Annotated in this window: 11 protein-coding genes and 1 tRNA gene; 1 reads left to right on the top strand and 11 read right to left on the bottom strand. The window is 60.3% G+C overall.

Annotated features, from left to right (window positions below; translation table 11 throughout):
* Positions 1–54: 54 nt before the first annotated feature.
* The 7 genes from ACWTV3_RS08360 to ACWTV3_RS08390 form a co-directional block, all read right to left on the bottom strand.
* Positions 55–1,743, bottom strand: a complete 1,689-nt coding sequence (locus ACWTV3_RS08360) for a protein kinase domain-containing protein (protein ID WP_498477723.1) — start codon at positions 1,741–1,743, stop codon at positions 55–57.
* The gene (locus ACWTV3_RS08365) at positions 1,740–3,194 is read right to left on the bottom strand and encodes a peptidoglycan D,D-transpeptidase FtsI family protein (RefSeq protein WP_498477724.1); all 1,455 of its coding nucleotides are present in this window, start codon (positions 3,192–3,194) and stop codon (positions 1,740–1,742) included. Before ACWTV3_RS08365 ends, ACWTV3_RS08360 begins: the two co-directional genes overlap by 4 nt.
* Positions 3,191–4,636 carry an FtsW/RodA/SpoVE family cell cycle protein gene (locus ACWTV3_RS08370; protein WP_498477725.1) on the bottom strand — a complete coding sequence of 482 codons (1,446 nt, stop codon included), beginning with the start codon at positions 4,634–4,636 and terminating at the stop codon, positions 3,191–3,193. Before ACWTV3_RS08370 ends, ACWTV3_RS08365 begins: the two co-directional genes overlap by 4 nt.
* On the bottom strand, positions 4,620–5,864 hold the full coding sequence (locus ACWTV3_RS08375) for a PP2C family protein-serine/threonine phosphatase (RefSeq protein WP_498477726.1): 1,245 nt from the start codon (positions 5,862–5,864) through the stop codon (positions 4,620–4,622). Before ACWTV3_RS08375 ends, ACWTV3_RS08370 begins: the two co-directional genes overlap by 17 nt.
* Before the next feature lie 4 nt (positions 5,865–5,868).
* Complete coding sequence (locus ACWTV3_RS08380; RefSeq protein WP_498477727.1) at positions 5,869–6,393, bottom strand: FHA domain-containing protein FhaB/FipA; 525 nt, start codon at positions 6,391–6,393, stop codon at positions 5,869–5,871.
* Positions 6,390–7,106 (bottom strand): FHA domain-containing protein, encoded by a 717-nt coding sequence (locus ACWTV3_RS08385; protein ID WP_498477728.1) that lies wholly within the window; start codon positions 7,104–7,106, stop codon positions 6,390–6,392. Before ACWTV3_RS08385 ends, ACWTV3_RS08380 begins: the two co-directional genes overlap by 4 nt.
* 80 nt (positions 7,107–7,186) lie before the next feature.
* Positions 7,187–7,903 (bottom strand): M23 family metallopeptidase, encoded by a 717-nt coding sequence (locus ACWTV3_RS08390; RefSeq protein WP_498477729.1) that lies wholly within the window; start codon positions 7,901–7,903, stop codon positions 7,187–7,189.
* A 210-nt stretch (positions 7,904–8,113) separates the two neighbouring features.
* Here ACWTV3_RS08390 and ACWTV3_RS08395 point away from each other — a divergent pair.
* Positions 8,114–8,197 (top strand) — tRNA-Leu (locus tag ACWTV3_RS08395).
* Between the two features lie 93 nt (positions 8,198–8,290).
* Here the strand turns inward: ACWTV3_RS08395 and pdxY are convergent.
* From pdxY to ACWTV3_RS08415, 4 genes are all read right to left on the bottom strand, one after another.
* Positions 8,291–9,142 (bottom strand): pyridoxal kinase PdxY, encoded by an 852-nt coding sequence (gene pdxY / locus ACWTV3_RS08400; protein ID WP_498477730.1) that lies wholly within the window; start codon positions 9,140–9,142, stop codon positions 8,291–8,293.
* Positions 9,143–9,206: 64 nt separating this feature from the next.
* Positions 9,207–10,214: an ABC transporter permease gene (locus ACWTV3_RS08405; protein ID WP_498477731.1), complete on the bottom strand. Its 1,008-nt coding sequence runs from the start codon at positions 10,212–10,214 to the stop codon at positions 9,207–9,209.
* Positions 10,211–11,677 (bottom strand): ATP-binding cassette domain-containing protein, encoded by a 1,467-nt coding sequence (locus ACWTV3_RS08410; RefSeq protein ID WP_498477732.1) that lies wholly within the window; start codon positions 11,675–11,677, stop codon positions 10,211–10,213. The genes ACWTV3_RS08405 and ACWTV3_RS08410 overlap by 4 nt, the downstream gene beginning before the upstream one ends.
* Positions 11,678–11,747: 70 nt before the next feature.
* A complete protein-coding gene (locus ACWTV3_RS08415; protein ID WP_498477734.1) occupies positions 11,748–12,740 on the bottom strand; it encodes a sugar ABC transporter substrate-binding protein in 993 nt (330 codons plus the stop codon).
* Positions 12,741–12,813: the final 73 nt, after the last annotated feature.

Genomic DNA, 12,813 nt, shown 5'->3' on the forward strand with positions numbered 1-12,813 from the left:
TGTTGTCGCGGAAAGTACCGGTTCAGTCTATCCGCTGGTAAACGTGATATCTGCTTACTCGTCTACGACGGTTACGATGACCTGTTCTGATGCAGGCGACGATAGATCCGTGCACGAAACCGAATACGAGATCTTGGTTTCGACGCTGGGATCGTCCGGCAGCGTGATGTCGAATTGGGTGTCGTTTGATCCCCATGTCGACGAACCAGCGCTGGGACCGCCCTGAATCAAGAAACTGTAGCCGGAACGTGGATGCCCGGCGGGGCAGTCCCCGTAAGCGTTCCACTTAACCGTCACGGTGTCACCCGGTTGGTAGGGTCCTGAGGGCTCCAGCAGGTTTGCCTGGGGCTGTGGCGGGGTAGGAACAACCGCGATCTCGTCGTAGAAGTAGACCGTGATGGTTTCACCCTTAGCGACATTGCCGGTCGGAGCTGCGCGGTAGGAGAAGCCGACCTTTTCAGACGAAGGCGCCTCGGAACCGACTTGTGCATCGAGCACGAGTCCTTTGTCTTCCAAGATCTGAGAAACCGCGTCTTGTTTACGATCCAGGAGCTCATCTTCGCTGAGGGCGACAACCGTAGGCGTTGGTTCTGGCTCGGGGACTACAGTCTCCGATGCACTGGGTGAAGCGCTTGTCGCGACGGGTTCTTCCTCTCCGGGGCTGGCGAGAAGCGCGATGATGACGCCAATCAGCACGACAGCAAGAAGTGAGATCACGGCAACGATGGGCCACGTCCACGGGTTGCGCGGCTTGGATTCCGCCGCAATCTCTGCGGCTGTAGCCGGCTCGCCAGCAACGCCAGCAGCACCGGCGGTCGTCAGTACGCGTGTGGCCTGAGTTGCGTTGCCGTAGTTGAGGCCCACGGTCGCGGCATGAGAGTTATCTCCCATGATTCCGGGCACGGCTGTTGCGGCAGCGGCGATGTCGCCACGACGCAGTGATTGTGCCGCACGTGAGAGGTGTGACGCGGATGCCGGACGGTCGCCGGGCGACTTAGCCAAGCAGGCGTAGACAAGGTTGCGCACGGGCTCAGCGACAGTGATCGGCAACTCCGGGGGAGTCTCGTTGATCTGGGCCATGGCGATAGCGACTTGCGACTCACCCGTGAACGGGCGACGGCCTGCGAGGGCCTCGTAAGCGACGATGCCGAGCGAATAGATGTCGGTGGTCGGGGATGCCGGGTGACCGCTGGCCTGTTCGGGCGAGAGGTACTGCACCGTTCCCATGACCTGACCGGTAGCGGTCAGCGGGACCTGGTCGGCGATGCGCGCGATACCGAAGTCGGTGATCTTGACGCGGCCTTCGGGCGTGATGAGGAGGTTTCCCGGCTTGATGTCGCGGTGAACCAGTCCCGCAGCGTGGGCAGCCTGAAGAGCGGCCGCAGTCTGCGCGACCATGTCGAGCACGCGGTCGGGATCGAGCACGCGCTCTCGCTCGAGAATGGCACTCAGTGCCTCACCGGGAACGAGTTCCATGACGAGGTAGGCGCTGCCGTCTTCCTCGCCGTAGTCGAAGACGTTTGCGATTCCTTCGTGGTTAACGAGAGCCGCGTGGCGGGCTTCTGCCCGGAAGCGCTCAAGGAAACCAGGGTCGCCGAGATACTCATCCTTGAGGATCTTGATCGCGACCGTTCGACCGATTACGAGATCTGTGGCTTCCCACACCTCGCCCATTCCACCGATCGCTACGCGACTGGATAGCTGGTATCTGCCACCGAAAGTGAGTCCACTGGTCGGTCTCATTTGTTTAGCACCGCCTCTAGTACTTGACGCCCAATTGGTGCGGACAGGCCGCTCGAGGTACCGGACTGTCCCAGTCCGCCGCCGTCTTGCACCACTACCGCTACTACAACTTCTGGATCATTTGCCGGCGCGAATCCGGTGAACCACAACGTGTATGGCTCGCCTTCTCCGTTTTCTGCTGTACCGGTTTTTCCTGCGACCTCGACGCCATCAATGGCGGCAGTGTTCGCTGCACCGCTGTTGACCCCATCCACCATCATCTGGGTGAGTGCGGCCGCGGTTTGCGGACTGATTGCCTGATTGAACAGCGCCGGTTCGAAGGACTGGATGGTTGTGAGATCGGACGAAACGATGCTCTCAACAAGGTTGGGTTGCATGATGGTGCCGCTGTTGGCGATCGCCATCGACACCATTGCCATTTGCAGGGGAGACGCGCGCACACTCGACTGGCCGAATGCCGAAAGCATCGTCTGCGGGCGGTCAAGGGCGCGAGGGTAAACACTCTCGGTCGAGACGAGAGGCACGGAGACACTCTCGTTGAAACCAAAGGCATTCGCCTGCTCACGAATTGCATTCGAGCCGAGTTCGTCACCCAACTCAGCGAATGGAATATTGCACGAGAGGCGGATGGCCGTAGCGATCGTTGCCGTCGAGCCCGAGCCACAGGTGCCGCTGTCGGCATTGCTGATCTTGAAGGTGCTCTCGGGCAACTGCAGCTCAGCGGGGTTCGGGAAGGAACTGTCTGCGGTGTAGTCGCCGCTCTCGAGAGCCGCCGCCGCCACCACGAGCTTGAACGTGGAACCGGGAGGATCAAGCGGGCCCGCGAGGGTGCGGTTAAAGAAGGGATCGTCAGGGTCGTTGAGCAAACGGTCATACGCATCGATGACTTCGCTGGTGTTGTGTACCGCGAGCTCATTGGGATCGTACGAAGGCTTCGACACCATCGCGAGAATCTCGCCCGTCTTCGGGTTGATTGCCACAACGGCACCCTTGAGGTCGCCGAGTGCATCCCAGGCGGCCTGCTGAATAACCGGGTCGAGAGTGAGCTCCACGGCAGCACCCGTGGGATTCTGGCCTGTGAGGATCGAGTTAACCTGGTCGAAGAACTGGTCGTTCGATGAACCGCTGAGGTAGTCGTTGAGCGAATTCTCGAGACCAGTGTTGCCCTGGTTCAAGGTGAGGTAGCCGGTAACGGGCGCATACAACTCGCCCTGCGGGTACACGCGCAAGAACTTGAACTCGTCATCCACTGGCTCTGAGTACGCGATCGGCTCGCCATTGACGAGGATGGGGCCACGTTCGGCCGAGTAGCTCGCATACAGAGTGCGCACATTGCGGCCATCCGCCTGAAGCTGATCGGCCGTAACGACTTGGATGACGGAACTTGAGATAAACAAGCTCACAAACATGATCAGCACGACTGTGCTCACTCGCTTAAGTTCGCGATTCACTGTCCCACCACCAATCGGTTCTCGATCGACGGCTCGATCACAAGCTGCGGCTGGTGGCGCACTGTGTCAGAGAGCCGAAGCAAGAGGGCCGCGATGATCCAGTTGGCAACGAGCGATGAACCACCCGCTGCCAAGAAAGGAGTGGTGAGTCCCGTCAACGGAATAACGCGCGTGACACCACCGATAACGACGAACACCTGAAGAGCGATCACGAAAGCAAGACCGACACCCAAGAGGCGGCCGAAATCATCTTGACCGGCAAAGCCGATACGGAATCCACGAGACACAAAGAGAAGGTACAACGCCAGAATTGCGAAGATGCCGATAAGGCCCAGTTCTTCACCCAGCGACGCGACGATGTAGTCACTCTCGGCGAGGGGCGTGATCTCGGGGCTGCCGCGACCGAGGCCGGTGCCGATGAGTCCACCATCTGCCAACCCAAAGAGGCCCTGCACCAATTGGTAGCTGCCTCCCGAGGCTTGGTACACCTCAGGATTGAAGGGGTCGAGCCAGGCGTCGATGCGACCAGAAATGTACGTGAGGTACTGACTTGCTACGAAAGCACCGCCGAGGAACATGCCCATACCGAGAAGGATCCAGCTCGAGCGTCCGGTGGCAACGTAGATCATGACGAGGAACAGGCCGAAGTAGAGCAGGGCCGTTCCCATATCGCGCTGGAAAATCAAGACGAGCATGGATGCCACGAAGACAACGATGATCGGGCCAAGATCTCGGGCGCGCGGGAAGGTCATGCCGAGGAACTTGCGGCCGACCATCGAAAGCGAATCGCGCGCCGACACCAAGTACCCCGCGAAGAAGATGGCCAGAGCGATCTTGGCGAGCTCACCCGGCTGGAACGAGAACGCGCCGATCTGAACCCAGAGGCGGGCGCCGAAGCGCGTGTCGCCGATCACGGGAGCCAGCGGCAACAGGAGCAAAGCGATACCACTGAACATTGCGATGTAGCGGTAGCGCTGCAGGATGCGGTGGTTCTTGATAATGATCAACACCGCGATCGCGATGACGATCGCGATACCTGTCCAGACGATCTGACGAACGCCGCCGCTGCCCCACCCCGTAGCCTCATCGGCTAGGTCAATGCGGTAGATCATGGCGATGCCGAGCCCATTGAGCACCGTGATGATCGGCAAAATTAGCGGGTCGGCATCCCGAGCAGTAACACGCAGCGTGATGTGCATAGCGAGAATCAGTGCTCCGAGCAGCGCGGAAAGCCCCAGTACGGTGAAGCCGAGGTGGCCCATGACGCCAAGCTGAACGAGAGCAATTGACCCGAGGTTGATCGAAATCGCGACAATGATCAGCAGCAACTCAAGGTTGCGCAGGCGAGCAGGCACCCGCAATTTGAGGCGGATGTTTTCAGTGATCTCTCGTGGGCCGGCCGAAGCCGAGGCACGAGCGTCGGCGCTAGGGGATTTGGGCATCAGACAACATTCTTACGATGCGGCGGGCGTCTTCGATGCCAGTCGCGTTGATGGTGTTCTCGACGCTGGCACGCAGGTACAGCGGCAAATCGACAACGCGCACATCGCTGACTTCGTACACGTCCGAGAGCGAAATGGGGCCGATGTCTTGCTGGACACCCTGATAAATAGCGACCTTTCCATCCACGCTACCCACAAAGTGTTGCTGTTGCGTGTACTGGTAACCCAAGATGAGGCCCGTAGTGATCGCGGCAATGGTGAGGGTGATGAACGTGATCCACGAGATGCGGCGGTTACGAACCCGACGACGGTCTTCGCGGATGATCGCCTGGTAGTACTCGTCGGACTCAGGCTCAAAGTGGCTGTCGTCGGGCTGCGTCGCTTTGAGCGGGTGCAGCAGCAGGTTGGGCAGACGAACCGGTTTTTTGGCGATCGTCGGCTCGAAGGAAAGCGGGGAAGCGGCCGAACCGACCATGATCGGCGGCTCGTGCGCTGAAGATTCATCGTCACCGACATCGACGAGCACTACGGTGACGTTGTCGGGAGCGCCCTGGTCGAGGCTTGCCTGAACGAGACGCTCAGTTGCCACTCGTGGATCCGTAACGCGGCGCAGGGTCGCGGCGATCTTGTCTTCAGTGACAAAGCTGCTGAGACCGTCGGAGCACAGCAACCAACGGTCACCGGGCTCGGTCGTAAAAACTTCAGTATCGATCTCGGGCGATGCATCGACGTCTCCGAGAACGCGCATGAGAACGGAGCGGCGCGGATGAACGGCAGCTTCTTCTAAGGTGATGCGGCCGCTCTCCACCAAACGTTGCACGAACGTGTGGTCGTGCGTCATCTGCGTCATTTCGCCCTCGCGCAGCAAGTAGATACGCGAGTCGCCGATGTGGGCCATGGCCATCTTGTTGCCAACGCGAATCATTCCGCTGACAGTGGTGCCCATTCCCGTGAGCTCATTGTGCTCAATGACGGTGTCGGAGAGGATGCCGTTGGCAGCAAGGAGAGTGTCGTGCAATACCTGAGCGGCGTCGTCTGCCGACTCAAAACTGCGGTCAGCTTCGGCTACGTGTTTGATTGTGATGGCCGAAGCAACATCGCCACCCGCGTGGCCACCCATACCGTCCGCGACAATGAAGAGATGGCTGCCGGCGTAGGCGCTGTCCTGGTTGTTCGCCCGAACTTTACCCACATGGGATGCGGCGGCACTGTTGCCCGAAGTGGCCATTCAGTTACCGTCGCAGTTCGAAGCTAGTAGTGCCGATCTTGATCGGCGTATTCAACGGAATCGGCGTCGGAACGCTCACTCGTTGACCGGCTAAGAAAGTGCCGTTCGTCGAGTCAAGATCTTGAACAACCCAGCTATCAGCCCAGCGCAAAAGGCGAGCATGGTGCGTTGAGGTGTAGTCATCGCGAATAACGAGACCCGATTCGCTCGAGCGGCCGATAGTCAGTTGCTCTTCGGGAAGAGAAATTTCGAGGCCCTCTTTAGAGCCAGACACAATCACCAGGCGGGTCGCGTCGAGAGAGCTGCCGGTTGCCGGAGCGGCGGGAGCCACCGGGCGAGTGGGCTGGGCGGCAACGGGTGCCGGGGGAGTGGCGGGAGCTTGTTGCGCCTGAGCTGCGCTCTGCACGGGCATCCGGCGCACCTTTTCTCCGAAGAGATCGGAACGGAGCGCGTAGACGATCGCGAAGATGAAGCCCCACATGATGGCGAGGAACGCGATGCGCAGCAACAGGAGGGTGAGTTCACTCATAGGGTGAACCCCCGGTCATTGCGGCGATCAGCGGACTGGTCGGCATCGGAGGATTGGGCAAGCACACGGAACACGATACGGGTTCGACCGATGTCAATCACGGATTCCGGCGCGAGTGGTGCACGAGAAACTGGTGATCCGTTCAATTTGGACCCATTTGTGGAGTTGAGGTCGTTCACTTCGGCACGCGAGCCATCCCAGAGGATCTCGACGTGCTTGCGAGAAATGCCGTTGTCATCGACGGTGATGTCGGCTTCGCTGCCGCGACCGATGATGGTGCGCGAGTGCGCAAGGGTGTGTCGGGCGCCGTTGATGTCGACGACAGGAGTCCACGCGACCGTGCCTTTGACACTGACCGAATCGACTTCGATCATGCCTTGGCTCAGGGAGTCGTCGGGGGCGAGAACAATGGCGATGCCACCCGAGAAGGAATAGTGCTGGGCGGTGGCGTGGCGCTGAACGAGTTCGGTGAGCTCGGAAATCAGCGTGCTGCCGAGGCCAGCCATGCGCTGGTAGTCGGTGTCGCTGAGGCGAACCGTGAAGTTGTTGGGCACGAGGATGCGGTCGCGCGACACAACAGCGGCCTGCGTGTCGAGTTCGCGGCGCAGGGCGCTAGTGATTTCGACGGGTTGCAGACCACTTTTGAAGGTCTTTGCGAAGGCGCCGTTTACTGCGCGTTCGAGACCTCGCTCAAAGTTGTCCAGAAGACCCAAAGCTCTCCTCGTGGTGGCTCGTTGTAGTACGTCGATGTTAGCCGGTGTATGCGGCTAACCCGTTACTCAGGGTCGAGCTATTAAGGAAGGAGGCCCATGGGATCGACGCGAGTGCCGTTGATGTAGGTCTCGAAGTGGAGGTGGGCGACGGTGACGTAACCGGTGGCGCCGCTGAGGCCCAGAGGGGTTCCGGCGGCAACTGTTTGGCCGGGGGACACCATCTGAGAGCCAGCAATCATGTGGGAGTAGAGGGTGGAAACGCCGCTGCCGTGATCAACCTTGACGTACTGGCCCCAGCCGCCACCGTAAGTGACTTGGGTAACAACACCGGGCGATGCCGAGACGATCGTCATTCCGCTACCGGTCATGATGTCGATTCCGCCGTGGAATTCTGATCCGCGGTAGCCGAAGCCATCGTTGACCGGGGCGTTAGCGGGCCAAACCGCAAGGAACCCGGCGAATTCTCCGCCATATGTGCCCGCAAATGAACCGGAGGCTCCCGCGGAATAAACCTCTGCAACGGGCTCTGGCTCGGGCTCAGGTTCTTTAATCGAGAGCTTGTCGCGCTGTGCGGCGCTAATTTCGGTTTCTACTGAAGAAGCGAAGGACTGGATCGGCACACTTTGAACAGGTTCAGTCGTGGCGACAGCAGCAGACTGCTGCAGGATTGCGGATGCCGAAGCTGCAGAAGCAGTCGATTCGATGTCGCGCGACGAAGGTTCCATGTGCGCTGCGGCTGGAACAGTCACGCTCACGACAACAGCCATGATTGCGCTGAGTGTCAGCAATCGTTTCACGCGGTAACCCCCAGGGGTGTGGTCTGTGTTCTGTCTGGTTGGACAGTTTTGGATCAAGTCTGGTTGAACCCGTGGCTTTAGGCACACGGACAGCTATCGACCTTATATGACGAAGCTGTGAATCGTCACTAAACATCTTCCTGCCCACGAATCGTTGAACAGCCCGGCGCTGTGATAATCTCACCCAGTTGAGTGTTCAACTCAACCCACGCGTGAGTGGCGGAATTGGTAGACGCGCACGGTTCAGGTCCGTGTGTTCGAAAGGACGTGGGGGTTCAAGTCCCCCCTCGCGCACAGTGCAATCGCACAGCAGAAGTAAAAGAAAAGGCCCACCGGTTGGTGGGCCTTTTCTGTTGGATTGTGGCGCTCTGGCCTGTTTTCTGTCGGTTAACGAACCTGGCGCGACGTGAACTGCATCTGCGGGTTCGCGTAGAACTCTTGCGACTCGACGAGCTGCAGTTCGCGTTCGCCCGACTTGAGCGTCGTGGTGAGCAGGTCGAAGACGCTGGATGCGGTGCGGGCGAGCGCATCCGCCGCGTCGCCGGTCTGCGTGAAGTGGGCGGTGAAGAGGGCCGCAGTCACGTCACCGGAACCGTTGGCCTTCATGGGTAGCTGTGGGGTCTGCACGATCCAGGCTCCGGCATCCGTCACGACCATCATTTCGATGGTGTCTGGTTCGCGGTCGGGCCGTTCAACACTCGTCACGAGAACCGTGCTCGGGCCCATGGCGCGGGCGAGATCGGCGGATGCCAGCGTCGACTCGATCGTGTCGGGCTCGGTTTCAGTGAGGAAGCCCAGCTCGAACTGGTTAGGGGTGATGATGTCGGCGACGGGAACCACGCGCTCACGGAGAAGGATCGGGATAGCGGGGGCCACGAAGCATCCGGATTTCGCATTGCCCATCACGGGATCGCACGCGTAAATCGCGTGGGGGTTCGCCGCCTTGACGCGAGCAACGGTGTCGATGATGACATCGCCGATGCCCTCGCCGCCCTGGTAGCCCGACAGGACGACATCGATCTGAGGGAAGACGCCGCGATCCTCGACGCCAGCAATGACCTCGGAGACGTCGCGGGGGTCGATCATGGGCCCGCGCCAGGCGCCGTAGCCAGTGTGGTTCGAGAAGTTGACCGTATAGACCGGCACAACCTCAACGCCGATGCGCTGCAGCGGGAACACCGCGGCAGAGTTGCCGACATGACCAAACGCTACTGCGGACTGAATCGAGAGGATCTTCATCCTTTGATTCTCCCACTTTCTGTCGTACTCAGCGCTCGGGGCCTGCCTGACCCGCGCCCGCGGGTCAGGCAGCAACCTCTTCGGTGGAGTCTTTCGCTTTCGGTGTCTTCTTGACGTCGAGAGTCGTCCACGATTTCTTGAGTAGACGTTGCACTGAGCCGTCGAGCAACACGGCGACGACAAGCGTGGCGCCGATGAGGATGGTCTGAAGGAACTGTGAGACACCCATAATGACGAGGCCGTTGCGCAGAACTCCAACGAACAGTAGACCGGAGACAACACCGGTGATGCGGCCCATGCCACCCTCGAGAGCGACGCCACCGAGAAGCACCACAGTCAGCGCCTGAATTTCCATGCCGTTACCGACTGTGGGTGGTGCAGATTGCAGCTTCGCGGCGAGCAGCGTTCCTGAAATGGCAGCAGCAACCCCGGTAGCGACGAAGAGCGAGAAGATCGTGCGGGGAACCCGAATGCCCATGAGATGAGCGGCCCGCGGGTTGCCACCGATTGCGAGCACGTTGCGGCCCAGCGAGTTTCTATTCAGCACGTACCACGCTAAGAAAACGCCCACGGCAAGGATGATGATTTGAAGCGGTACGGGCCCGACTGTCATCGTTCCGAGTGCTTTGAAGGAATCGGGGAAGCCCACCAATGTCGAGCCTTGCGTGAGGAACAACGCGAGGCCGCCCCAGACGCTCAAAAAACCGAGAGTGATGACGAGCGGGTTGAGCTTGAGATACGCAACAAGTAGGCCGTTCAGTGCCCCGGTGATCGCGCCGACAACAATTGCTGCGGCAAAGCCCCATAGCGCCGAGTTCGTTTCGAGCATCACCATGGCGGAGACGACCGCGCTCAAGCTCGCAACGGAACCCACCGAGAGATCGAGGGTTCCCGACATCACGAGGAAGGCGAGTGGCAGAGCGATGATTCCCAACTCAGCGATCTGCAAAAGAATGGTCTGGCCGTTTGCAAGGCTGAGGAATCGCGGATTCATCGACGCAAAGAAGATGATCATCACGAGGAGAGCGATGAATGTCCCGTTCTGAGCGAGAGCGATTTTGATGCGGTTCATGCGGGGCTTCTTTCGGCTGAAGTGAGATCAAGAAGGGTGTTGAGGAGGCGCTCTTCGTAGCCTCCAGTGCGGTGTAGTTCTTGGTGGCGGCCGTGGGCCAGCACGTAGCTGCGGTCGCACAGTGAAGCGATTTCATCGGTTTCGGCAGACGCGATGATGATGCTCACCCCGGTCGCCGCGAGTGCGCGCAGAGCAAGTTTGATGTCGTGCTTTGCGCCGATGTCGACCCCCTGAGTGGGCTGAGCAAGCAGGAGGACCTTGGGGGCAACGGGGAACATCCAGCGGGCGAGGAGGTGCTTCTGCCGGTTTCCACCACTAAAGCTCGCAATGGGGGCGTCGCCATCGGGGCCAACAACGTTGAGGGTGTCCCGAATGGTGGCGTACTGCTTCGTCATTGCTGTGCGCCCCAGGCGACCGCGCCAAGGAAGGAAAGTGTTGTCGATGGCGCTCATGCCGACGACGAGTCCGTCGACCTCGCGGTCGGCAGGGACGAGATGCACACCACTCTTAATGGCGTGCTGAGGCGAGAGCGCGCGGTACCGCCGCCCGGAGAGCTGGGAATCCACAGCGCCACCCAGGCCGAACAGATCGGCGAGAAGGTCGAATTGTTCTCCTGCGGCCATGCCGAAGAGACCCACGATCTCACCATCGCGGAAAACGAGGGGACCCGAAGCATCGTTGACGAGGAGGCGTTCTTCGCCGACCTCGGGGTGCCATTCGGAATCGAAGTCGACTTCAGGCGCGAGCGCCGCGGAAAGAGCGGCCAGGCTCATGCCGGTGGCCGGTTGATCCATAACGAGTTCGCCGCCGCGCAGCACCACAATGCGTTGGCATACCTCGAGGATGTCGGGGAGACGGTGCGAGACATAAATGACGGCCGTGCCATGGCTGGCAAGGCGGCGGATCAGGTCGTGGAGTGCTTCGGTCTCGGCGGCGCCTAAGGCAGCCGTCGGTTCGTCGAGCATGAGAACTTTCATCTCGCCGGCGAGGTAGCCGCGCGCAAGGTCGACCAGCTGGCGTTCGCCGAGGGTGAGAGAGCCGACGGGAACGTCGAGAGCGAGGTCGGAAGCACCGACAGAATCGAGCGCTTCACGGCCACGGCGCAGGCGCTCGGCACGCGCTGGTGCATTCGATCGAGCCAGAAAGAGGTTGTCGATGATCGAGAGGTTGGAGGCCAAGGCTGGCTCTTGGTGAATGACGGTGATCCCGCTCTGGGCGATTTCTCCGGGCGTTGAGCCAGCGGGAATCTTGGAACCGTCGAGCCAGAGGTCACCGGAGGTTGCTGTTGCTGCGCCCGTGGCGACGTTCAACAGGGTGGATTTGCCGGCACCGTTGTGCCCGAGCAAGCCGACGATCTCACCCGCTCTAATAGAGAGGTCGATGCCGTCAACCGCGAGAGTTGATCCGTAGCGCATCGTGATTTTGTCGAAGCGGAGTCGAACGCTCTCAGGAGTGGATGTCATGACTTGCTCTCTTGTAGAAGTCCCGCCGCCGACAGAGGTTGGAGTCGACGGCGGGACAAGTGCTGCGTGCTTACTGAACGTAGAAGGATTCTGCGTTCTCGGGGGTGACCTGAATCGAGGTCAACACGGTGTCTTCGAGTTCTTCACCGGCGGCAGCCTTGAGGAGCAGCGAGGCGTTGCTCTCGGCGAGAAGCTGAGCCGGCAGGATGAAGGCCAAACGCCAGATGCTGTCGGCGTCCTTCACGATGTCGAGCGTCTCGTTGGTGGCGTCAAGCGAACCGACAAGGTAGCTGTCGTCATCGGCGGCTACGCCGGAGTCGAGCAGAGCCTGGTACACACCGGCGGTGTTGTCGTTGCTTGTTCCCAACCAGACCTTGGTGTCGGGGTCGGCGATGAGCTGGCTCTTGGCGTTGTCGTTACCTTCAGCGCGCGAGATGCCGGGAAGCTCATCGATTACGGCGTTGGAAGCGGTCTCGAGGAGCGCATCCGCGATGCCCTGCGTGCGGCCCTTACCGAGGTCAGAGGTCTTGTCGGCGATGAGAGCAACGGTCACTTCGGCTTCATCAGCCATGTTCTCGTTGATCCACTCACCAGCGGCGGTGCCGAGGAGGCGACCGTCTTCGTAGGCGTCGATGATGGTGCCGTATTCCACGCCATCCCACTTAACGGCGTAGCCGAGAACGGGGATGCCAGCTGCTTGAGCGCGCTCGGTTACAGGAACCATGGCATCACTCTGCACGGGGAAGCCCATGATTGCTTTCACGTCGCCGCGCTGGATCCATGCGTCCCAGTCAGAGACCTGAGTTTGGACGTCCCACTGCGGGTCGCTCGTCAAGAACTCGTACCCGGCATCTTCGATGATCGGCTGCATGATCTTCAGCTGGTCGTTCCAGATGGTGATGTCCATGCCGGCGAAGCCCATGGCGATCGCACCGTTGGTTGCTGTCGTGCTTGACGAGTCGTCCGCAGCGCTGCTGCAGGCTCCGAGGCTAAGAGCGAGAACGGATGCTGCTGCGACCGTGCTCAGAGCTCGGCGGCGAAAACGTGATGAGGTTGTAGACATTGCTGTGTCCTTTATTGGGAGTGATGCTGCGGATGGACTGCGCCCGCTGAGGGGGCGCAGATAAAGCGGCCGT

It is taken from the genome of Salinibacterium sp. AL4.1 (genome assembly GCF_059767305.1).